Genomic DNA, 23,111 nt, shown 5'->3' on the forward strand with positions numbered 1-23,111 from the left:
AGAAAGGAGTTATGCATATGAATACTTTATTAACAGTTGAGAACCTTAAAAAATCCTTTAAAGATAAAGAAGCCTTAAAAGGAATATCCTTTGAAGTATACCGCGGCGAAATTATGGCTATTCTCGGTCCGAATGGTGCCGGAAAATCCACTACTATCCGCAATATTATGGGAATTATGTATCCTGACAGCGGAGAAATTCATTTTCATCAGCAGACAGGAGAAGGAATCCCCAAATCTAAAATCGGTTACCTGCCTGAGGAAAGAGGACTCTATAAGGATGTAAAAATAATGGATATCCTGCTATATCTTGCTGATTTAAAGGACTATCCATTAAATAAAGCGAAGGAACGCATCTTAATGTATCTCAAGAAGTTTGATTTAGAAGGAAAGGAAAATACTTCTGTAGAGGAGCTTTCCAAAGGAATGAGCCAAAAGGTGCAATTTATCGGTTCTATCCTTCATGAACCGGAACTGCTGATTCTTGATGAGCCTTTTTCTGGTTTAGACCCCGTCAGTCAAGAGATTTTTAAGGAGGAAATTGCATCTCTGGCAGCAAACGGCACAGCAATTCTACTTTCTTCACATCAGATGAACCTTGTAGAGCAAATGTGTGACCGTGTCTTTATGATGCAGCATGGGGAGAAAGTGATTTATGGAACATTAGATGATGTGAAGAAGCAATATGCTAATTTCAAGTGCATATTGCATGGGGAGAATCCGCCTGCTCTGTTAGAAAAAATTCCTGAAGTGGACCGGATGGAGCATCACAGAGGCCGCTCCGTTCTTCACCTGTCAAAAGGTGTCATTCCGCATCAGTGGTTAAAGCAATTACCTAATGAATTAGATGTACAGGAGCTACATATAAACCGTATCTCTCTACACGAGATTTTTATTGATATCGCCACGGATAAACATCTTGTTTCCCAGGAAGGAGGTTCATAGGATGCAGAATTCCATGAAGGTAGCAAAATGGGAGTTGAAACGTAATTTAAAAAATAAAACATTTGTGATTGGATTATTTATTACACCGGCTATATTTATCCTGTTTTTCTTTTTAGGCACCCTATTTTCAGATTCAGATGATAATACAGACACCGCTGAAAATATGACTGTATATGTTAATGAGGATATTGGAATTTTTGAAGACATAGAAGCAATAAACCAAGAACAGGATTTGGGATGGAATTTACAGACTACAGATAGACCCCAATCTGAAATAACAGAGGTTGATGAACCTTATACAGCGTATTTATTTATTAATGAGCAGTCCTTGGAGGAAAACCGGATCGCCACATACACCAGCGAGGAAGCTGATCCATTATTTCCTGGGCAATTACAGGCATTAACCGTTCCTTTACAGCTGATAAAGGCAGAGGCATCGGGTCTCAGCCAGCAGGAAATAAATCAGCTGATGGAGCCTATCTCCTTTGTAGAAGGGACAAACCAGGGAGAGTCTCCTTCCAATATAGAAGAAAATTCTCTGTTTGATTTAGAAAACCCTTGGGAAACAATAATACCCGGTGTTTTTGCTGGTATTATAATGCTTTCTATTACATTTACAGGAATGGCTATTTTCCAGAGTGCATCTCAAGAGAAAAAAGATAAGATTGCAGAAATTATTTTATCTTCTTTAACACCTTCAGAGCTGATGCAGGGAAAAATTATCGGATACTTTATGTTAGGCCTTATTCAGGTTGCGGTCTTTATCGCCATTTTACTTCCATTTACTATTTGGCAGACAGACATTCCAATTTTAGAAAATTTATTTGTACCGAGAACGATTTTCTTTGTACTGATTGCTCTCTTAAGCTATCTGATGTTTGCGTCTATTTTTGTTGGCGTCGGTGCAACCATGTCTGATGTAGCCAGCGCAGGTAATATGCAGGGGCTTGTCATGATGCTGCCATTCTTACAGTTTGTTATCATCGGGCCAGTTATCAGTAATCCAGACGGTATTGTCGCTACTGTCGGCACCTATATCCCGTTTACAGCTCCTCTAACATTACTTATCCGGCTGACCCTGTTAGACAGCTGGCCATGGATAGAGATTATTATTTCTGTCGCAGTTATTGTTTTAAGTATTTATGTTTTTATGAAACTGGCAGGAAAGATTTTCAAAGTCGGAATTCTGTTATACGGTAAAAATGCAACTCCGAAAGAAATTTGGAAATGGATTCGTATGTAGCATGCTGGACAAACCCTAAATTGAAAATGCTTATATATTATTAATCTTAGGGCTGAATACAACTGTTTCTGAATAAGAAGATCATGATGAAAACCCTAAAACAGAGATACGAGCAGTAAAGCTGCCTCCTGTCTCTGTTTTTTATGTTCATGCATACACTTGCGGGCGCACACATATCCTGTATCATATTGCTTTTTTAATGAAGAACAGAATTTAGACAGATTAATATTGATCAGCACAAGGCTGAATATCTTTATTTCCTCTAAATGCGTTTCTTTTAATATAAAAGGAGGATGTTTATGAGCATTATCGTTTTCCATGGATCGACACGCAGGAACAGTAATACAGAGCTTCTTACTTATGAGGCAGTGCCTAAAACCCAGGGTACACATGTCTATTTACGCGATTACACCATCCATCCAATTATCGACCAGAGACATGATATAAACGGGTTCACGCCTGTGAATGATCATCATACGAAGCTTATTGATCAGCTGTTAGAGCATGATACAGTTGTTTTTGCCACACCTATTTACTGGTACAGTATGTCTGTACTTATGAAGCTGTTTATTGACCGCTGGTCACAGATTTTAAGAGATTCTGATTACCCTGATTTCAGAGAGAAGTTGTCACAAAAAGATGTATATGTCATTATTGTAGGCGGTGATAATCCATTTATTAAAGGGCTGCCGCTTATTCAGCAGTTTCAATATATATGTGATTTCTATAAAATGCATTTTGCAGGCTATATTATTGGAAAAGCCAGTAAACCTGGTGACATATTAAATGATACAAGGGCTTTTAAAGCTGCCTCTACTTTGATTCCTTTTGCAGAGAGTTAACTCATTAAAAGTAATTTATGCTAATAACGCCCATATTTTATGCGTAGTTTAGAAAGCCGAACTGCATGTGAATACCCTTTTGATAATTGGATTTATTTTCCAAAATAAATTATTTAATCCTAAAAGAATATATAAGTGCTAGTCTTATTGAATTATTTTTAGCTTTTCATGTTTAAACTCCTCTGCGTTTAGGCTATTCTATTAATATCCAACCATGAACTTAATCTTAATCATCCAGAGGAGGATTTAATGGAAAAGAAAACGAAAAAGCTTTATCTACTAACAGCAATCTTATTTATTATTAGTTTTTTCTTGCCGGCTTTGAGCTTGGCAAATAGTAATAGTTATGAAGTCAGCTCACCCGTCTTAAACATTCGGAGCGAGCCTTCTAATGATGCTTCCATTGTCGGGCAGCTTTCCAAGGGAGATCAAATTAACGTTTTTGATGAACAACATGGTTGGGTGCAAACTTATTACGGTGGTGAACCTGTGTGGATTGCCAAGCATCATCTTATTTCAACCGGCAATTCCAATCAGGAAGAAGCACCATCTGAAAAAGCAGCTCCAAGTGCGTCCGGAACAGTTACTGTTTCTGCTGAAAGTATCTATGTCCGTTCCGGTCCAAGTACATCAGACAACATCATCTCCTATGCATACAAGGGAGAATCATTTGATGTTATTTCAACATCGGGGGATTGGATTGAAATTTCCCTTGAACAGGGAGGAACAGGATGGATTGCAGCCTGGCTGACAACTGACGGCAATACCGGCACAGAAGAAGCAGATACCAGTACCGATTCTGCTCCGACCGTGAAAGCAGCCCAGACACAATCCAGCAGTTCCGGCTCATTATCCGGATATAATATTGTCATAGACCCTGGTCACGGCGGTAAGGATCCGGGAGCTATCGGATTAAATAATGTCCATGAAAAAGATATTGTAAGTTCAACAGCTGATTATGTTATCCAGCAGCTGGAAGAAGCCGGAGCAAATGTGACTGTAACTAGAAGCGGCGATTATTTTGTTTCACTGGATGAAAGAGTACAAATCAGTAACAGCTCTAATACCGATGCTTTTGTCAGCCTGCATTATGATACTTTTTCTGCTGTTCCAGTGAGCGGCGTAACTACTTATTACAACTCAGATTCAGATGCTGCATTGGCAAGATCGCTTGACAGCACACTGGCTTCCACGGTTTCTCTGCCTTCAAGAGGCACACAACAGGCGGGATATAAAGTCCTTCGGGAAACAAATGCTCCTTCTGTACTGATTGAGCTTGGATTTATTACAAATCCGAATGATTTAACTGTCGTTCAGACAGCGGAATATCAATCTAGTGTAGCCCGGGCAGTTACCAACGGGTTGATTAATTATTTAGAAAATTAATATCATATTTCTCCTTTGTGATAAAACGGCTCCGATAATGCTTCGGGGCCGTTTTTTATTATAAAGGTTATTCATTGATGGATCCCTTTAGAAACGCTATACAGCATGTTATACTTTAAAAGGATGTTCAAAAAACCCAATAAAAATGACACGGCGAATTTCTGCGTTGACGAGCTTTTTCCGATACTCACGTATTATAAAGCATACGCTCCGTTCGTAAAAAGCTCGTCGCCTTGAACTTCTTGGTCCTATTTATCGGACTTTTTGAACACGCACTTTAGTCATTCTATTAATCAAAAGTGAGGTATAGCTATGCATCCCGCTATCGAAGAAATCGTTGAAAAAACTCGTGAACAATTTCAGCTGAATGATTTTTATTTAGAAAGCTACGATTTGCTGAAATATAATGATAATCAAATTGTTTTAAGCATGAATTGGCTTCCAAATGGGTCCAATAAAGAGGCAGATAAAACAAATCCAGCAGGAACTGTGGAAATATCTGTGGATATCGATACAAAACGGATAACAGAAATTGTTTTTGTGGATGAAAAAAATGTTTTGCCTGAGGAATTATTTCCACAAGTGGATAACATGGAAGCTATTATTGAATGGATTGAAGACCAGACACAGTTAGAATACGGCAGACAATTCAAGCTGGTGAAAGAAACAAATGAAAATATTGAATTTCACGCAGCTGTGGATAATATAAGGCTTTTTCCTGGAGGTTCCATTGATATTCACTTTAATCAAGAAGGAATATTATCAGGCTTTTTTGTACATGGTTTGTTTGCAGATGAATCTCAAATTCATTGGGAACCTTTTAATCTAATTGATGAGGCAGTTCAGCCTTTAGTGAAGCAGCATTGCAAAGTCATCGAAGTTCCGGATGAGCCAACTGCCGCCTGGAAGCCTTATTATGTTATATCCAGTTTTCTCATTCCGAATCAGGCCCCGGACTCTATTATTTATTTTAGTGAAATAGAAAATAATCTTTCTTACAAGCCGCTCGATATTATCTTAACCTGGACAGAGCCTTCCACAGAGAGGTTTGAGGGAAAAGAAATTGATTTAAAATATACAATTACAGAGGAAGAAGTTTTTCAAAAAAGAGAGGTTCAGGGTAACAATAAACCCATTCCCGACGATACTATCGATCAAATAGTAACAGAGATTACGAATATGCTGCGGATGGAATTCCCGGACGACAGCGGTCTATGGCGTTTAACCTCTGTAAAACGTGAGCGGGGCTATTTATTGGCAAGATTGGACCCCGCAGAAGAAACTCCCAAGGTTCTTTATCCATCCCTGATGCTGTGGATTAACCCGGCGACATTAAAGGTTGATAATTATATGGATCCGACACCTTTACTGGATGCTTTTGACTTTTTTGCAGAAGCGGAGGCTGTGAAAGTGAACAAAGAGACAGCTGCTGATCTCTTATACAGGCATATTGAATTAGAGCCTGTATATGTCCAAGACCAGCAAACGGATATGTATCGTCTATGCGGAAAGGTTACTGGCGATGTTTACGGAGTAGATGCCGTCTCAGGAGAGTTATCCACATTCGATGAATGAGTCTGTGCATAATTATTAACTTTATCCACATCCGCTATAATTTGCTAAACATAGATAAGTTTATCTGACAAGCATTTGCTTCTGCTCTAAGAAAACCTAGAAAATCATTTAGTCTTTAAAATACTGGTGTTCTTGCCAAGGAGATGTCCGCTGCGACGGTTTTCGATGGGACGAGTAATCGCAGTCCCAGGAAGTCGCTTTCCACGGGCAACGCCTCAGCCTCCTCGGAAGAAGACCACTTCCTGCGGGGTCTTCACCTGTTGCTTTTCCCGTAGGAGTCGACTTCCCTCCGCTTCCATCTAAGAAGAAATAAGTTTTATTTACTTTTTTATAAAGAAATAAAGCTAATTTTAGCGGAAGAAATACACGGAGACTCCTGTGGGAATGCGCAAAACGGAAAAGGAAGTTCGGTTAAGTTCGCGACGTCCTGTCGCAACACCGAACTGACATACATCCTGTATGCCTCCGCAGAAAAAAAGTGCTCTTCTTTTTTTCGAGGAGGCTGAGCTCAAGCCCACGGAAAGCGTAGTGTATTTCTGCAGCGGCTGACTTCAGCATTTTTATATACTTTCTTATCTTTTAAAAAAGGCAAAATGCAGCACAAATAAGTACTGCCTTTTGCCTTTAATATATTTTTTATTTAAGATTCTCTCCGTTACTCTCTATAACAGCTTTATACCAATAAAAGCTCTTCTTTTTTATTCGCCGGAGATCATGCTCTCCTTCTTCATGCTGGTTAACATAAACAAAACCATAACGTTTCTTATATCCATTCAACCAGCTTAGCAGGTCCGTAAATGACCATACACAATAACCGATTACTTCTACCCCATCTGTTACAGCTTCCTGTATAGACTTCACATGTGATTCCACATATTCTATACGATAGTCATCATTTATGGAGCCGTCTTCTTCTACTTTATCATATTCCCCAAGGCCGTTTTCACTTATTAAGATAGGAAGTTTATAACGGTTTGTAATTCTTCGAAGACCAATACGCAGACCTTGGGGATCAATATTCCAATCCCAGTTTGTTCTGTTTAGGTTCTCATTCATAACTGTTTTGTACAAACCCGGAATACCTGTATCCTCTGATGTTCCTTTTTCTCCGGAAGTATTAAAATGTCCTTCTGATGTGCCGCCATTTAAAGGATTTTTTTCATAGGTTGTTGTCTGGTAATAGTTGACTCCCATAAAATCGGGTTTGCCTTCTTTTAACAGTTCTAAGTCCCCTTCCTCCATTTTCGGGGCCAGCCCTTTACGTTCTAAATAATTCCACGCTGCATGTGGATATGTACCCCAGGTATATACATCCATCCACCAGTGACTTGCAAGCTCCTCGGCATTTTCAGCGGCAAGAACATCCTCAGGCTTTGAGGTAGCTGCATATGCTGGTGAATAAGCAAAGCTAGGTCCAATTTTCCCATCCGGCACATGGCTGCGAAACGCTTTAATTGCTGCCGCATTCGCCAGGCTGGCATGATGATTCACCTGATAAAATAACTTATCATCTTTGACTCCAGGAGGGTGCATGGCAGTCTGATAGCCCAGTCTTGTAAAAACATTTTGTTCATTTAAGGAAACCCAATACTTCACCCGGTCGCCAAATGCTTTATATAATGTAATACAATAGTTTGTGAAATCTTTTATAATTTGTCTCGACTCCCAGCCGCCGTACTCATCCTGCAATGCCTGCGGTAAATCCCAATGATAAATAGTCAAAATTGGCTCGATGCGATGCTTTATTAACGCATTGATTAAATCATTATAAAAATCAAGTCCTTTTTGATTTATTTTTCCTTTTCCATTTGGAAAAATGCGCGTCCAGGCAACAGAAAAACGATACGTTTTCAATCCCATCTCAGCCATCAGCTGAACATCCTCTTTATAACGGTGGTAATGATCTACAGCTACATCACCATTTGTTCTCTTAAATGTTTTTCCGGGTATACGCACAAATTTATCCCAGTTCGAAATACCCTTCCCATCGATATTCCATGCACCTTCTACTTGATATGCTGCCGAAGCAGCTCCCCATAGAAAATCCTCCGGGAAGGGTTTCAGATTCTCATGTAACATATCCTATGTCTCCTTTCACAACAGCTTAATATCAACAGCCTGAACCTCTGTTTTTCAGTGTTCATGCCTCTTCGATTTTTTATTTCACCATATCTCTTTGCGTCAGGAAATGCTTTAATGCACCTAACATGCCTGCATCATTTTTATGCTTGCATGTCTCAATTGGAACTTTTATAAACTGCCATTCTTTCTGCTGTTCCAAATGTTTCTTTATTCTTTGGGCAAATTCGGCACGGGCGCTTACGCCTCCACCTATTAAAATCTTTTCCGGATTCAGCGTCCCGGCAATGTTAAAAATACCGAAGCTGATTCGTTCCATCCATTCTTCAACAAGCCGATTCGTTTCTGCATTAATTTCCGCTTCCCGAAAAATATCTGTCCCCTCTATGACTTCATTTTCTCCCAATCCTTTTTGCTTCTTATAGCTATTAATTAAACTGGAAGTAGAGCCATTGTCACTCCATGTTTCACTTCCGGGCTGACTTCCCGGCGTGAGCATATAGCCGATTTCCCCAGCTTTGAACTGATGACCATGGAATATCTTGTTATTTAAAAATATTCCCCCGCCTACCCCTGTTCCAATTGTGATACAAATGAAATCCTGACAGTTTACTGCATTGCCGTTAAATTTTTCGGCTAACGCTACACAATTTCCATCGTTCTCCATTTCTATAACATATGGAAGTCTCGCTTCTAAGAGCGTCTTTAAGTTTTTTCCGTTCAAAATAGTGATGGCACCTGCATCTTCGGTATAGCCTGTTTTTATATTTACAAAGCCGGGCATACTGATGGCCACCCCTGCTATATCAAAACGATTCTGATATGCTTGAACGGTCAGCATGATATCTGTTAAGAATTGGTCCAGGTTGTACTTTCTTGTAGGATACGCTCCCTTTTCTATAAAAGTCCCATCCTCAAGTAAAACAGCGTGTTTGACTTTTGTACCCCCTATATCAAAAGCAATATACTTATTCATGAATATCTCTTCCTTCCTAGAAAAGTTAGTATCTACTTTATCAATTTGACTGAATCCGCTTTAAATATTTAAAGCATTTATTGATTGCTTAAGACAGAGGAATGTTAAAATTATGGATTAACTATTATTTAAGCTCTACCATTATTTTTACAACAGATTGATTTCGGATATCATATGCTAACGGACCACTAATTTCGGGTCCGGATACAATTTGTTCTCTTCCATCCTTATAAACAATGACATAACGAACCGGCATAACACCAGCTTTTCCAAAGCTGTCCTTAAGCGTTTCATTATGATAGATTACTTCTATACAGCTGAAAAGTGTGAACGAAACAGTGCCATCCTCTTTAAAGAACCAGCTTGGCAATGCAGGCTGCAAACGAAAATGGAGTAAATCCTTCTCCCTGTCATACGTAAATGGTTGTTTCCCAATAAACATCAGGACCCACATATTTAAAAGCTCCACCGTCGAACCGCTCAGCCGGGCCGCAAAACCCTTCCCATGAATAGAAGAATCAGGATTTGCACTGCTTGCTATAAAGGATGAATTCTCTAAAATGCTTCTGCCATACTTTGCAGAATCCATAAACGGTACCAGAGCAGAACGGATGTCATTAAAAAACGGATCGAATAGCTCTTTGTCCAGCAGCTCCAATAAATATTTATATTCCATATGCATAAATACAGACTCATTTTCCAGCCAGCCCGGTGTGAAAAACTTAATCCTGCCAAGCTCAGCCGGTTCTCCAGTAATAGGCATGCTCGTTTTATACATTCCGAGCTCTGCATCAAAAATAGCTGACCGACGGACAATGTCATAAATTTTTTCTGCTTCCTTTATGGAATCAGTTAATTTTAGCTTTTTAACGATTCCCTCTAAAAACGGAGTCACTGCGTGCGGCTTACATTCCGTTATCTCTCCTGGATTTTCATCACCTGTTTCTGCTTCAAAATAAAAGTATGTTGGTATAAGCTCTTGCTGTTTATACCTCTCTACATTTTCTAATGCAGTATCCACCTGCTGATGATAGATTCCTAACAGCTTCATCGCAGCTTCCAATGATAATTCCAGATGTTCTCCACGTATACCCTTTTTTATGGAAGATCGATAAGATTCTCTTGACAGGCTTACTTTATTCCAGTATATTAATTGCCCTTCCTTACTTTTTTGATCAGCTTGACAAATCTGCGTTGCCAGATCATTTACAAATCCGCGTACCTCTTCTGGAAGAATAATCTTGGCTTCAGACATACGAGGAATATTCTGCAGCTTTTGCAAAAGCCTCTTTAATTCGAACAGCTCTGATGTACTCGCACCAAGCATACCGGGTAATCCGTTTAAGGCATCATTCCATCCTGGTTTCCCTGCTTCCATCTCCATCCCCAAGCCAAACGGGGCAATCGTGGAGGTTTTAATAGCAGCAAGTAAAAATAACTTCGAGAATAAGTTTGTTTCATAAACTTTTCCTTCTCCAAAATTACCGCGGACCCATTGTTTATTGTTTTTTTCCTGCCTGCTTTGTTTTCCCTCATCAATATGGACAGCATTGTATTGACGAAGTTTTCCTTCTTTGTGTATATATTTTTTTGTTCTCGGATTTACATACGCTGGACTGTCATAAAATCGATAAGCGGTATCAAAAAATACACTTTTTACTTTATCCGGATATATTGCTAAGTAACTATCAAGAAGGTCTAAATTATAAGTCCAATGATCAATCCAAAATCCTTCTCCATGCACTGCTTCTAATGATTCCTCACTGACTGAAAGTATTTCCGCTAAAAATCTTTCAAAGGAGACAGCTGGCTGAATAGAATTATCCTGTACAAATTTCAAGATATCTCCTGGCGCAAATGGCTTACTTAATCGCTCATAAATTTTTTTATTCTGTGCTTTCGACAGACCGTATTCACAGAAATCGATTTTTCGATCCTTCAGCCTGTACCTTGCCTCTTTAATAGAAAGTGGATTATATCCATCAAGCTGAAGCAGATTAACAAAATGCTTCAGGTTATAATCTCTTAATTTTGGATTCAATATAACATCAAGCCGGCGGTTTTGATTCATATCACGATAATTCCCATTGCCTTGAGAATAAAAGGTCGGACTTATGGAGAAAAAATTATAGTCCCTTTCTAAATCTCCATGCTTCCGGGAATAAAGATAAAATATATGATTCTTTTCTTCACTTTGAAAAATCATAGGGAAACCGCCGCGCAGGCCATTGTCCAATTGGCATTGCTTTACATAAGCATCAAATAATGGCTCCGCCGTTTTCGTTTCGACAACACTTGTCAGCTTATCTGTTATTGTTTTCGCAGTTTCTTTATATTCTTTTATTTTCTCATACCGAAAATTTTTATTTATAAATTCTTTTACTGTCCCTCGATTTTCTCCATAGCCAATAAGAGACACAATATGAAGCTTCTCTCCCGGCGCCAGCTTGTTAGCTAAGACTGTAAAACCTCCTGATACTTTATTTACAGGAATTTGTTTCTTTTCCATAAGCGAAGATACAGGCTCTGAATGAAAGGCATCCGGATTTTGTAGCGTAAGATTCCTCCCAAAAATCAATTCACGATCATAGAGAGGCTTTACTATTCTTTCCTCTCCATTTAAAACTGCTAAACTGCTGTAGAAATTTCCATCGTATATTTGCGAAACGTTCGCATTATCTGCTGTACTCCCGCGTAAATGATAAAAATTAAACTGGTTATCGATTGTTTCCACATCAAACCAGCTTTTTAACGTGTTTCCTATCTCTTTATAGGAAGCATTAGGCAGACTGCCAGGTAAAATCGTTGCCAGTCCATCAGCGATTTCAAGGTCTTTTTCTTCCTTATCGATATTTTCTAATGATACTTCCCGCACAAGTCCCGCCAAAGGAGCTTTTGGAAGTGTAAAATACTCAACCGTTAAAACCAGTCCATACTTTTTATTACAATATTTAAGCTGCAGAAGATTTTCATTTATTTTTAACTGTTCCTGCACCGTTTCATTATCACGAATGAAGGAAAATGGCTCAAAAACAATTTGTTCCTCATTTTTCCGCAGTTTAATGAAGGTTCGAAACCCTTGGAGCGGAACCATTTGATAAGCTTTATCTGCCGGAAAAAATTCTGTTATCGCAGCATCTTTATCCCGTATACCAAAACCGGCCATTGCCTGCCCGCGATTAATATAAAATGCCCAGAGCGGGATTCCGTCCTTCCCCGCAATGCCTGGTAAAAAGCTGGAAAAAGGAGAAAGTCTTTGAAAATCTTCCATAATAAATTCATGGTTATCTGTTAATTGGTACATTAGAGCACCACCTTTTTAAAGCATTCATATATTAAATATCTTTTGATAATGTTCAAGATTCCCTTATGATTAACTCAGAATCAATTAAAATTGGTGCTATCTGTTTTTCATTTGATATCAAATCATGTAAAATATTCGCAGCCAGCTTTCCCAGCCTGCTTTTGTATTGTTTAACAGTGGACAGTTTCGGACTGCTGTAACGGCAGGCATTAATATCATCACAGCCGATTATTCTAATATCCTGCGGAACCTGCAGACCTTCTTCTTCTATCGCTTTCAAAGCACCAAACGCCATCAAATCAGAAATAGCAAAAACAGCTTTTGGATACGGTTTTTCATCCAAAATCTTTCTCATGGCCAGATAACCGCTTTCCTCATAGTAATCTCCATACCCCATCCAGTCACGGTTTATTTCCATACCTAACTGTTCCATCGCATTCTCAAAGCCTGTTTTTCTATCTCTGGCTACTGCAGAATCACGCACTCCTCCAATATATCCAATGTCTCTTATCCCATCCAAATATAATTGATGAACAACATTGGTGGAGAGCTGAATATTATCCGTCATGACATAGCTGGCGCCAGGGCCGTTTAATTCAATATCAATCCCGACACAGGGTATCCCGCTTTGAACTAATTCCTGCGTACTATCTTCGATTTCATCCCCGGCAATTATCACACAGCCCTCGACGTGATAATACCTGCATCTGGCCAAATAACTCCCGTTATCATGTCCAAAGCTTTCATCTGAAAACATGATGATATCATATCCCATCATTCCAATCGTCTTCTTGAAAGCGCTGACTACCTCACTGAAAAAAGGATGATTAAAATCAACATTAATTTTACCTGCATATATCAAAGCGATCAGCTTAGACTTTTTCGTTGACAGCGTTCTGGCCGTATACGTAGGCTGATATTTATTCTCTTTAATCGCATCCATTACTCTTTTTTTGGTTTCTTCACTGACACCGCTATAATTATTCATTACTTTCGAGACTGTTGATGGTGAAACACCAGCGATCTCAGCTATATTTCTGATTGTAAGTTTCATGGAATCGCCTCAATATTCTATAAAAGTTTATCCCTGGTTATTTTAAGATTTTACTGCTCCCTCTGTGATGCTCGCTATAAATAATTTATTAAATAAGAGGAAGATGATAACCAATGGAATTGTCGCCCAAAATACACCTGACATTAACATACCATAATCGACTTTAAATGTGTTATTGAGTGAGGCTAATGCGACCTGTATCGTGTACATCTCCGGATCACGCAGAACGGTAAACTGCCATAGGAATTCTCCCCATACCGAGGTAAATACAATAATCCCTAAGGTTGCGAAAGCCGGGAGTATAATCGGCAGCACGATTTTCCAGTAAATCTTAAAATTAGAGGCTCCATCTAATTTTGCTGCTTCAATCAATTCATCTGAAATCGATCCGCTGATATATTGTCTCATTAAAAATATTCCTAATGGGTTGAGAAAGGATAAAATCATAACACCTTGCAGTGTATCCAGTAATCCCGCTTTTGCAATTAAAAAATACTGTGGAATCAGCCCCAGCTGAGGCGGTATAATCATTGTCAACAGAATCGCAATGAAAAGGATATTCTTACCGGGGAATTTAAATTTTGCAAACGCGAAACCGGCTAAAGAGCTAATCAGCAGCACCACTATCGTAACAACTACACAAAGTATCAGTGAATTCCACATTGCTCCAAAAAAATCAATTTGCTGTAATACCTTCTGGAAATTCTCAACCAGCATATTTCCAGGCGTAAGCGTGGGAGGTATAGAATTATAGGCTGCACTTGGACGTGTCGCCATTACAAACATCCAGTAGAACGGGAAAAGAGATAAAAGAGATGCCAGCGTCAGGAAGCCATACATTAAGATCTTGCTGAATGAGAATTTCTTAGAACCTACTTCTTTCATTTACCCGCACCTCTTTTCTTTTTTCTCCCTATGCCTGAAGTCAGATATAAATTAATTGCTGCCAGAACTGCAATAAAGATTACTAAAATAACTGCTGTTGCAGATGCTGTTCCAAATGATTGTAGTCTGAAAGCATCACGGTATAAGTACATAACAATGGTCATTGCTTCGCTTCTTGTAAAAGCGCTCTGTCCAAGAAATACGGTCGGCTCGGAAAACAGCTGTAACGCACCAACAGTAGAGAAAAAGACCGTTAATAGAATAAAAGGTTTTAAGAGCGGCATCGTAATATATCTTAGTTGTTGAAATTTACTTGCTCCGTCTATCGTTGCAGCTTCATATAAATCACGGGGAATACTTTGTAATCCTGCCAGATAAATAATCGTATTGTACCCGATCCATCTCCAGAAAACCATTAAAGAAATTGCAATTTTAGTACCCCACTCTGAAGTAGCCCAATTGATTGGATCAAGTCCAAACAATCCTAGTATATAATTCGCCATGGATGAATCCTGATTACTGAACAAAACACTAAATACCAGTGCAACAGCCACCATCGATGTAATATAAGGCATGAAAATAGTTACCCGGTAGAATTGTTTAAACCGCAAAAATACCTGATTTAATAAAAATGCTAAAATAATCCCCACAATTAATTGCGGGGCCGTCCCTAACAGTCCCATAATAATTGTATTGTAAACAGATTTCCAAAAAAGAGAATCTGTTAAAACAATTTTAAAGTTATCCAGCCCGACAAATTCCATAGGCGAAAGCCCATTCCACTGTTGAAAGGCTAGATATAGACTAAATAGGATTGGAAACAAACCCACACAAAAGAAAATAATAAAAAACGGTGACACATATAGATATCCTGAAATCATATCCTTTTTTTCTTCCGACAGATACCTTTTCTTCGTTTTTTGTTTCTTTTTTAAGGAGACCATGCGTTCACCCCGTTTCTAGTAAGCATATGGATATGGCGGGATACCGCCATATCCATATTAAATATGTTTTTCTCAGCAGAAGATCCTCATATCGCCGTATCATTTTTATTGGACTTTCTGAGCGTCCTTTTTAACGGCTGACTAAGTCCTCAGCCCGCTTTACTGCTGCATCCCATTCTTCCTCTGGATCAGCACCTTCTTGCACGTTTGTTAATGCTGTTAAAATTTCATTGTTTACAGAAACATATTTCTCACCTTTATAAACAGCATCCGTAATATCATTTGCTGCTTCACCAAATACCACGGATGTTACCTGTCCGCCGAAAAATTCATCTTCATTCGTTTTAAAATCGTCCATTTCATATACTGCAGGAGCTGACGGGAACAGCCCATGACTCTTGAAGGACTCTAATTGATTTTCAGGAGATGTCAGCCACTCTATAAAATCGTAAGCCTCCTCTGCATGCTCTGTTTCTGCCGGGATGGTAAGAAATGACCCGCCCCAGTTTGCAGAAAACTCTGTAGGCAATGTTGCAACCCGGAATAAGCCGGAAGCATCCGGTGCATTTCCTTCCATCCAGCCCTTCAGCCAGCCTGGACCTAATTCTGCAGCAAAATCCCCATTATTTACGGCATTTGCCCATTCAGGAGTCCACATTTCGAAATTCCCGACAAGCCCTGCTTCATTTAGCTCCACCGCATAATCATATGCCTGTTTAACGGGGCTTCCTTCTTGATTAACGATTAACTCACCTTCTGGATTCAGATGTGTTTCTGGTGCTGCATCCAGATAAGCCCGGTAGGCCATTTCCATACTATCCAGAAACGGCTTATCCGTTTCTTCTTTTACCTGTATAGCTGCGTCCTTCAAAGCTTCTGGAGAATTAATCAAATTTGCCACTTCTTCAGGGTCCGTTGGCAAGCCTGCTTCTTCAAATACATCTGTACGATAGTATAAAGCTTTTGGCCCTATATCAGTAGGCAACCCGAACATAAAATCTCCATCTACATTTTGTCCGGTATTCCATGACCAATCCTGATACTGATCCTTAACTTCTTCCGCACCCTGATCAAATAAATTAACAAAGCGATCCTGAGCCTGTTTAAAACGGTCCAGCTGATCAACCTCTACCATCGCGATATCCGGAGCTCCCGTGCCAGCTGATATAGCTGTAAAAAGAGCATCATGATGATCTGCATTCTCTGAGGTTTTAAATTTAATTTTCACATTGGGGTTTTCTTTTTCATATTCTTTTAACAATTCATCATAGCCTGTTGCTCCAAATGTCCAAAAATTTAACGTAACCGTCCCGTCCGAATCCTTCCCATCTGAACCGGACGCATCATTATTGTTATTACAAGCAGTAAGTATAGATACCAGACCTAAAATGATTAATAAAGAGAGCACTCGTTTCATTTTTCTACCTCCATATTTATTATTTATTATTTTTATGACCCGCCTTTGCAGCTGCATCGTAAATATAAAATATAGCCCCCCTTTGCGTGTTTCATATACTTTGTGAATATAAAATATAAATATCATGGAAACCGGTTTCTAAAATAATATATGGAAAGCGGTTTCATATGATGATTATATTCCCTAAACAATAAAAATACAACTACTTTTTTATATTTGTTTCAAATTATACAGAAACCGGTTTCCAAAAAACATCACTTCTTATATATCCGGAGATGAATTATGACAAGTTTCTTCTCCAATTATGTCGTTTTTTACGGATTTATAGGACTTTTTTTATTTAAAACCTCATAAGTCACGAGGGCGCCCAGTTCCACTTCAATTACCTAATTAAGCTCATGAAATACTTTAATGCTAATTGCTGTCTGCGTAAATGCAAAAGGAATAATCCCGAAAATCAGTACTAAGCCTGGTAATTTGAATATAATAACAAAGATAATTACAGCAGATATCAGCTGAAAGATGATTCCTTTCAGAGACGAAAAACCGGCTTTTAAAACGACTAAAAATAATTCATAGACTGATAATTTATAGTGAACTATTGCTGGAAATAAATAAGCCCAGACAATCAGCAAAATAATCGCCATGAATATAACGGCAGCATACATTATTATCTGGATTTGTTCCGGATAGTAAGCAGTATAAATAAAGTTCATAATGACAATAAACGTAATGCTTGAAAAAAACCAGCCCAATATATTCGCTGTTTTAAAGTTTTCTTTATAATATTGCTTAAAAATATTATAAAGTGACTCCACTTCTCTTTTCAACAGCCAGTGTCTGACCACTGCAAAAACTGCTGCTATGGACGGGAAGATTCCCAGAACAATAAAACCTTTGAATATATGGGTAATCCATAATATTTGCAGGCTGAATATTTCAAAGATCCAATCTGTAAGCTTAACTGTTTTAGACATAGCATCCTTCTCCTCTATTTGTAAACGCTTTCCAATCCTGATTATAATTTTAAAAATTTATTTCGTCAATAAAATTAAAACCGGACACACATCAGGCAACTGAACAAAGAGCAGACTTATATTCTTATTGTTTTGGCCTGTACCAATCTCTGCAGCAGTTAAAAGAATTCCTTCAACTATTCGACATGCTTCATACCAGACTCTCCTGGGATGCCACTGCCCGTTGCTTTTATAAGTCGTTAGAAATAGTATACTTGTATTAAATGAAGATAATTTTGATGAGCTTGTTGATGTATCCGTAAAAAATATACTTCAGCTTAATCCGGAATATCAGGAAAATCAGGTACGAATGATGCTAAAAGAAAATCTTCCTAAGCTTAAATATTGGCAAACACATCGTGCTCCCGCAGAGTAATTATCTATGACGAGATTTTTCTTCTCTATAAGGCTATTCAAGACAGTTTTTGCATAGACACTTGACTCTCAACCGTTATGGTTGATATAGAAGATGTCTAAAATCATCAAATTTAATTTTAACGTAATAAAAAAAAGCGCATTTTGCGCTTTTTTTTAGAGGTCATCAAAACCATTTAAATCACTTGTTTTTGTATATTGACGTGATTTCTGTTCAAAGAAATCTGTCTTTGTTCCATCGACATTATCCACATAGGCGCGAATCCATTTCATCGGGTTCTCCACATGTTCTGGATAAAGTTCTTCCAATCCCATCATACGCAGCATTTTATTTGCACGGTATTTGATATAGCCGTCAAGCTCGTCCATATCAATTCCTTCAATACCTGCAAGTACATAATGAGACCATTCTAATTCCAGCTCCACGGACTTTTGGAAATGATCATAAATCCATTGGATGAACTCTTTATTATTGTACTCCGGATTTTCTGCCAGTGTAGCGCGGAACAGCTCTGTAATAAAACGGCCATGCTCCAGCTCATCACGATTAATATAGCTAATCATCGTTGATGTCCCTACCATTTTATTCTGTCTGGCCAAATGATAGAAGAAAGCAAAGCCTGAATAGAAAAACATTCCTTCTAATAGTGATGTATATACTAAAGTCTTAAGAATATTTTCCAAAGTCGGATTCTCGACAAATGCATTATACTGCTCTGTCAACAACTCATTCCGCTTCATCAGTAATTCATCTGTTCTGCCTAATTGAAACGATTTATTCTGCTCATTCAAGGAAACAACAGAAGATAGCACATAAGAATAACTTTCATTATGCACAGCCTCCTGCTGCGCAATAACCGCCATAATAGATTGGACAGAAGGATCTGTTGCATACAGTGAGATTAACAATGCTGTCCTTGTTTGCGGCGCATCCAATGTGGATAACAGTCCAATAATTTTCAAATAAGCATCCTGTTCCTCTTCACTGAGCGAAGAGAACTGCTTTACGTCACTGGACATGTTTATTTCATCCGCTTGCCAATAGTTTCCGACAAGCCTTTTATACATTTTATGCCAATGTGGATAAGCAATATCATTCCAGTTTAAAATCCCACTTGATTGGCCTCCGAATAGGCCTGTTGATTTATTTGGAAAACGCGGCTCAAGCGTTTTAGCCCGTTCAAGCATAACTTTTTGCATTATTTAGCACTCCTTCCAGCCACTGTTCGATCTTATTCTCCTGCGAACCGCGCGGTGACTGTTCAACTTTAAGAACCGGAAAACTGCTTTCGTAAAAACGAGCTAATTTATCTGCAGCCCTGCAGAATAAATCATCCCCGCCAAACTGTGTATCTCCAGTTCCGAAAATAACCATATTTCCAGGTTTATATCCTACTTCCAAAACAAAATCCTTTACCTCATCCGGTGTGGATCCTCTATCCCAAGTGAAAGTCCCTAAAAATACAAGATCATAATAAGCAGGGTCCTTGAGGACATCGATACCGATACGATGCCACTCAACAGTTACCCCTTCTTTATTTAAAAATTCCCCAATATACGAAGCGACCTCTTCTGTATTACCGCTGTAGCTTAAATACGCGATGAGTATCTTCAACTTTGACACCACTCACACTCTTCGACATCATTGGATGTTGAACGAACATAGTAAGTTGTTTTAAGTCCTTCCTTCCATGCCTGCAAGTGTAAATCCAGTAATACAGACGCACGAATCGTATTTGGAACATAAAAATTAAATGATAAGCTCTGGTCAATATGACGCTGGCGTTTAGCGTTCTGGCTGACTGAATAACGCTGGTCGACAATATACGCAGAACGGCGGTAAACATTATACGTGTTATGATCCAATGCCGGAGCTGTTACAGGTATTTTAAAGTCCTTCTTCTCTTCATGATAAAATACTTGGAAAATCGGATCGATACTTGCTGTAGATCCGGCAATCATTGCTGTTGTAGAGTTTGGTGCAACAGCCATCAGATAACCATTGCGGATACCATTCTCTTTGACTTCTTCTTTTAAAGCAGTCCATTTAGAGCCTGTGTAGCCTTTTTGATCAAAATAAGCTCCTGTACTCCATTTACTGCCTTCATAAACAGGATAATATCCTTTTTCCTTACTTAACTCCATACTGCTTTTAATCGTTAAATAAGCAATATTTTCATAAAGCTCATCAGCATATTGAACTGCTTCGTCTGTTTCCCAGCTGATTCCTTTTAATGCTAAAAGATGATGCCATCCAAATGTTCCCAGACCAATCGCCCGGTATTTCTGGTTGGTAATCGTCGCTTGTAAAATTGGCAATGTATTAATGTCAATCACATTATCAAGCATTCTCACCTGAATAGAAATCAGACGCTCCAACACGTCGTCAGAAACAGCTCTTCCAAGGTTAATAGAGCTCAGGTTACAAACCACATAGTCCCCGGATTGATATTTCCTTACAATTGTATTTTCGTTCTCTAAAAACTCTTCTACAAAAGAAGTCGGTGACTGATTTTGTGTGATTTCTGTACATAAGTTGGAACAATAAATAAGACCTTCATGCGAATTGGCATTTTGACGGTTTACTTCGTCACGGTAGAACATGAATGGTGTTCCTGATTCTAATTGAGAGCGCATCAGACGCTTCATTATTTCAATAGCCGGTACTTTTTCTTTTGATAAATCCTCATTGGCAACACATTCTTCATATTTTTTACGCCATGTGCCGTCACCTTTTTCTTCATCATAAAAGTCCTCTAAAGAAAAGCCCATTACCTGACGTACTTCATGCGGATCAAATAGATACCAGTCACCGCGCTGGTCAACCTTCTCCATAAAGTAATCCGGCAAGCATACTCCGGTAAAGATATCATGCGCACGCATACGGTCATCCCCATTATTCAGCTTTAAATCCAGGAACGATTCTATATCACGATGCCATACATCTAAATAGATTGCTATTGCACCTTTACGTGTGCCCAGCTGATCAACGCTGACCGCTGTATTATTCAGTTGTTTAATCCATGGCACGACACCGCTTGACATTCCTTTGAATCCTTTAATGGAACTGCCTCTTGCACGAATTTTACCCATGTAAACGCCGATTCCTCCACCATTTTTGGAAAGCTTGGCGATATCTGTATTACTATCATAGATTGCCTGCAGACTGTCATCCACTGTGTCGATAAAACAGCTGGAGAGCTGACCATGTGTTTTACCGGCATTCGTTAATGTTGGTGTAGCTACAGTCATATATAAATTACTTAAAGCCCAATACGCTTCTTGAATATATTCAATCCGTTTATTTTTCGGTTCATCCTGCATTAAATGCATAGCAATAACTAACCAGCGTTCCTGCGGAAGCTCAAATACACGCTTCTGATGATCTGTTGCTAAATAGCGTGTTGCAACTGTATAAATACCTAAATAGTTAAATAACATGTCTCTATCCGGTACAATCAGACTGCCAATTTGATCTATTTCTTCTTTTGAGTACTTTTCCAGGAATGACGTTGTATAGATACCTTCATCTGTCAGCATATTAATTAAGTGATAAAAGGACCCATATTTTTCATTTTCATCATAACCGCGATTAGCAGCAGCTTCTTTATATAAGTTTCCTACATAAATACGTGCAGCTGCATAAGTCCAATCCGGATTTGCTTCATCTATATTCTCAAGAGCTGTCTGAATCAACGTATCATTCACTTTTTTATTTGAGGTAACACCTTGTGTTTGTTTTTCTGCTTTTTGAAACCAAGAAGCAGCATCTACTTTCAAGCCTTCCGATGCCTTATTAATTTTTTCTTGGATAGATGACGGATTAATAATAATAGTCATGTTTAAGCCTCCTGTAATCATATATATTTCTATGAAGCGATTATTTGTAAATAAAAAAATAGCTATGTATTCTTCTAATAATTCTGTTGCTTCTTCCGTACAAATAATAAACGTCTTTCCGGGCAAATCTGCTGATTTATATTTTTATTATTAAAAGCAATCTGCCACCCATACTAGATGTAGTAGATTGCCTCATTTTTGAACACCATAAGTTGGTGGGATATCCTTGATTTGTACTAGTTTCGACATTTCAGTAATTATCCTTTTACTTCTGTCGGACACTATATATAGTATTAATCAGTTTTAAGTTCGCCCACATCTTGTATTAAACACTATCATAGATTATTCAACTACGCAAGATTTTAATTCAAGATAGTCTGTTTTAACTAGACTCTATTTTTATCTTTTTTCCTTCACAAAGGCAGATCATTTCTGCTTTCTTTAATAGAGTAGGAAAATGTAAAAAATGTCGGAGATAGTCGCTCCATCAAAAACCGTTGCTAGAATCATCTTTATTTCTTTGTAAGAAACAGAAGATAGATTTATTATTTCAATTTATATATTTCATTTTTTATTAAACTCAAGTTCTCATTATAGCTTAAATTAATAGAAAGAAAAGTATTTAGAAGTGATTTTTAATGGTAATTTTTTATCCACATTTCCCCCTGTGGATAAGGTGTGGATATTAAAAAGTTATTCAAGACATTTCCACAGTATTATCCCCAAATCCATTTAAAGTGTGAATACTTATTAATTAACTCAACTTTCACACCTGAGAATAAGTATCTATACCTTACCATTCCAGGATGAACATGTTCTTTATTATCTTGCTTGCATTTTGTTAAATCATCCTTCTATATGAAATGAAAATTGTGTATAGCGCCGCTCCGACCAACCACTACGCTTTCCATGGGAACGGCTTCAGCTAACTTGAAAAGAAAACCGCTTTTCAAGTGGATCTTCAGCTCGCCCTGCTCCCATAGGAGTCTACGTGGTTGGTCTGCGCTCAGTTAAGCTTTACGGCGTATGAAAGAAATCATAGCCTGATGGAATTGGATGAAATCATCGCTTTTTGCTTGATGAAAAGATCATTTTAATGTTTCAAATGATTGATTCGGTAATTAAAGTGACGACCCAGCATGGATAGTAAATATCAGGAAGAACTTTCATGGACAGAAAGACATCGTGACAGAATATTTTACCTTGAGCCAGGAAAAAATTTTATCTGATC

17 protein-coding genes are annotated in these 23,111 nt (G+C 38.4%); 6 read left to right on the plus strand and 11 right to left on the minus strand.

Annotated features, from left to right (window positions below; all coding sequences use genetic code 11):
* Positions 1 to 17: 17 nt before the first annotated feature.
* The 5 genes from BN1068_RS08185 to BN1068_RS08210 all read left to right on the plus strand — a co-directional run bounded on the left by BN1068_RS08185 (position 18) and on the right by BN1068_RS08210 (position 5,990).
* Positions 18 to 944, plus strand: a complete 927-nt coding sequence (locus BN1068_RS08185; RefSeq protein ID WP_077602366.1) for an ABC transporter ATP-binding protein — start codon at positions 18 to 20, stop codon at positions 942 to 944.
* Between the two features lies 1 nt (position 945).
* Positions 946 to 2,187, plus strand: a complete 1,242-nt coding sequence (locus BN1068_RS08190) for an ABC transporter permease (protein ID WP_077602367.1) — start codon at positions 946 to 948, stop codon at positions 2,185 to 2,187.
* Positions 2,188 to 2,486: 299 nt separating this feature from the next.
* On the plus strand, positions 2,487 to 3,029 hold the full coding sequence (locus tag BN1068_RS08200) for a flavodoxin family protein (protein ID WP_077602369.1): 543 nt from the start codon (positions 2,487 to 2,489) through the stop codon (positions 3,027 to 3,029).
* A 249-nt stretch (positions 3,030 to 3,278) separates the two neighbouring features.
* Positions 3,279 to 4,415: an N-acetylmuramoyl-L-alanine amidase family protein gene (locus BN1068_RS08205; RefSeq protein ID WP_077602370.1), complete on the plus strand. Its 1,137-nt coding sequence runs from the start codon at positions 3,279 to 3,281 to the stop codon at positions 4,413 to 4,415.
* A gap of 312 nt (positions 4,416 to 4,727) precedes the next feature.
* Positions 4,728 to 5,990 (plus strand): hypothetical protein, encoded by a 1,263-nt coding sequence (locus tag BN1068_RS08210; protein WP_077602371.1) that lies wholly within the window; start codon positions 4,728 to 4,730, stop codon positions 5,988 to 5,990.
* A gap of 636 nt (positions 5,991 to 6,626) precedes the next feature.
* On the opposite strand, the gene BN1068_RS08215 is transcribed toward BN1068_RS08210, so the two are convergent.
* From BN1068_RS08215 to BN1068_RS08250, 8 genes are all read right to left on the minus strand, one after another.
* The gene (locus BN1068_RS08215) at positions 6,627 to 8,069 is read right to left on the minus strand and encodes a glycoside hydrolase family 1 protein (RefSeq protein WP_077602372.1); all 1,443 of its coding nucleotides are present in this window, start codon (positions 8,067 to 8,069) and stop codon (positions 6,627 to 6,629) included.
* Positions 8,070 to 8,148: 79 nt separating this feature from the next.
* Complete coding sequence (locus BN1068_RS08220; RefSeq protein WP_077602373.1) at positions 8,149 to 9,045, minus strand: ROK family protein; 897 nt, start codon at positions 9,043 to 9,045, stop codon at positions 8,149 to 8,151.
* 124 nt (positions 9,046 to 9,169) lie between these two features.
* Positions 9,170 to 12,349: a hypothetical protein gene (locus BN1068_RS08225; protein ID WP_077602374.1), complete on the minus strand. Its 3,180-nt coding sequence runs from the start codon at positions 12,347 to 12,349 to the stop codon at positions 9,170 to 9,172.
* 52 nt (positions 12,350 to 12,401) lie between these two features.
* The gene (locus tag BN1068_RS08230) at positions 12,402 to 13,403 is read right to left on the minus strand and encodes a LacI family DNA-binding transcriptional regulator (protein ID WP_077602375.1); all 1,002 of its coding nucleotides are present in this window, start codon (positions 13,401 to 13,403) and stop codon (positions 12,402 to 12,404) included.
* Between the two features lie 42 nt (positions 13,404 to 13,445).
* Positions 13,446 to 14,288: a carbohydrate ABC transporter permease gene (locus BN1068_RS08235; RefSeq protein ID WP_077602376.1), complete on the minus strand. Its 843-nt coding sequence runs from the start codon at positions 14,286 to 14,288 to the stop codon at positions 13,446 to 13,448.
* On the minus strand, positions 14,285 to 15,232 hold the full coding sequence (locus BN1068_RS08240; RefSeq protein WP_077602377.1) for a carbohydrate ABC transporter permease: 948 nt from the start codon (positions 15,230 to 15,232) through the stop codon (positions 14,285 to 14,287). The genes BN1068_RS08235 and BN1068_RS08240 overlap by 4 nt, the downstream gene beginning before the upstream one ends.
* A gap of 130 nt (positions 15,233 to 15,362) precedes the next feature.
* Positions 15,363 to 16,649, minus strand: coding sequence for an ABC transporter substrate-binding protein (locus tag BN1068_RS08245; RefSeq protein ID WP_077602378.1), 1,287 nt, complete (start codon positions 16,647 to 16,649; stop codon positions 15,363 to 15,365).
* A gap of 386 nt (positions 16,650 to 17,035) precedes the next feature.
* Positions 17,036 to 17,626 (minus strand): YesL family protein, encoded by a 591-nt coding sequence (locus BN1068_RS08250; RefSeq protein ID WP_077602379.1) that lies wholly within the window; start codon positions 17,624 to 17,626, stop codon positions 17,036 to 17,038.
* 250 nt (positions 17,627 to 17,876) lie between these two features.
* Here BN1068_RS08250 and BN1068_RS24270 point away from each other — a divergent pair, with 250 nt between their 5' ends.
* Positions 17,877 to 18,041: a zinc ribbon domain-containing protein gene (locus tag BN1068_RS24270; protein WP_368483281.1), complete on the plus strand. Its 165-nt coding sequence runs from the start codon at positions 17,877 to 17,879 to the stop codon at positions 18,039 to 18,041.
* A gap of 155 nt (positions 18,042 to 18,196) precedes the next feature.
* Here the strand turns inward: BN1068_RS24270 and BN1068_RS08255 are convergent, their stop codons facing one another.
* The 3 genes from BN1068_RS08255 to BN1068_RS08265 are packed head-to-tail and all read right to left on the minus strand — an operon-like array spanning position 18,197 to position 21,880.
* Complete coding sequence (locus tag BN1068_RS08255; RefSeq protein ID WP_077602380.1) at positions 18,197 to 19,240, minus strand: ribonucleotide-diphosphate reductase subunit beta; 1,044 nt, start codon at positions 19,238 to 19,240, stop codon at positions 18,197 to 18,199.
* On the minus strand, positions 19,221 to 19,667 hold the full coding sequence (locus tag BN1068_RS08260; RefSeq protein ID WP_077602381.1) for a flavodoxin: 447 nt from the start codon (positions 19,665 to 19,667) through the stop codon (positions 19,221 to 19,223). The genes BN1068_RS08255 and BN1068_RS08260 overlap by 20 nt, the downstream gene beginning before the upstream one ends.
* Entirely contained in the window at positions 19,652 to 21,880 is a 2,229-nt protein-coding gene (locus BN1068_RS08265; RefSeq protein WP_077602382.1) for a ribonucleoside-diphosphate reductase subunit alpha, read from the minus strand. The genes BN1068_RS08260 and BN1068_RS08265 overlap by 16 nt, the downstream gene beginning before the upstream one ends.
* Positions 21,881 to 23,111: the final 1,231 nt, after the last annotated feature.

Source organism: Oceanobacillus sojae (assembly GCF_900162665.1).
GTDB classification, from domain to species: domain Bacteria; phylum Bacillota; class Bacilli; order Bacillales; family Amphibacillaceae; genus Oceanobacillus; species Oceanobacillus sojae_A.

Excerpts from the sequence above, each read along its gene's own strand:
- BN1068_RS08235 (WP_077602376.1), bottom strand. The coding sequence starts at position 14,288 with ATGAAAGAAGTAGGTTCTAAGAAATTCTCATTCAGCAAGATCTTAATG.
- BN1068_RS08255 (WP_077602380.1), bottom strand. The coding sequence starts at position 19,240 with ATGCAAAAAGTTATGCTTGAACGGGCTAAAACGCTTGAGCCGCGTTTT.
- BN1068_RS08265 (WP_077602382.1), bottom strand. The coding sequence starts at position 21,880 with ATGACTATTATTATTAATCCGTCATCTATCCAAGAAAAAATTAATAAG.
- BN1068_RS08245 (WP_077602378.1), bottom strand. The coding sequence starts at position 16,649 with ATGAAACGAGTGCTCTCTTTATTAATCATTTTAGGTCTGGTATCTATA.
- BN1068_RS08210 (WP_077602371.1), top strand. The coding sequence starts at position 4,728 with ATGCATCCCGCTATCGAAGAAATCGTTGAAAAAACTCGTGAACAATTT.
- BN1068_RS08225 (WP_077602374.1), bottom strand. The coding sequence starts at position 12,349 with ATGTACCAATTAACAGATAACCATGAATTTATTATGGAAGATTTTCAA.
- BN1068_RS08230 (WP_077602375.1), bottom strand. The coding sequence starts at position 13,403 with ATGAAACTTACAATCAGAAATATAGCTGAGATCGCTGGTGTTTCACCA.
- BN1068_RS08205 (WP_077602370.1), top strand. The coding sequence starts at position 3,279 with ATGGAAAAGAAAACGAAAAAGCTTTATCTACTAACAGCAATCTTATTT.
- BN1068_RS08185 (WP_077602366.1), top strand. The coding sequence starts at position 18 with ATGAATACTTTATTAACAGTTGAGAACCTTAAAAAATCCTTTAAAGAT.
- BN1068_RS08200 (WP_077602369.1), top strand. The coding sequence starts at position 2,487 with ATGAGCATTATCGTTTTCCATGGATCGACACGCAGGAACAGTAATACA.
- BN1068_RS08190 (WP_077602367.1), top strand. The coding sequence starts at position 946 with ATGCAGAATTCCATGAAGGTAGCAAAATGGGAGTTGAAACGTAATTTA.
- BN1068_RS08215 (WP_077602372.1), bottom strand. The coding sequence starts at position 8,069 with ATGTTACATGAGAATCTGAAACCCTTCCCGGAGGATTTTCTATGGGGA.
- BN1068_RS08220 (WP_077602373.1), bottom strand. The coding sequence starts at position 9,045 with ATGAATAAGTATATTGCTTTTGATATAGGGGGTACAAAAGTCAAACAC.
- BN1068_RS08250 (WP_077602379.1), bottom strand. The coding sequence starts at position 17,626 with ATGTCTAAAACAGTTAAGCTTACAGATTGGATCTTTGAAATATTCAGC.
- BN1068_RS08240 (WP_077602377.1), bottom strand. The coding sequence starts at position 15,232 with ATGGTCTCCTTAAAAAAGAAACAAAAAACGAAGAAAAGGTATCTGTCG.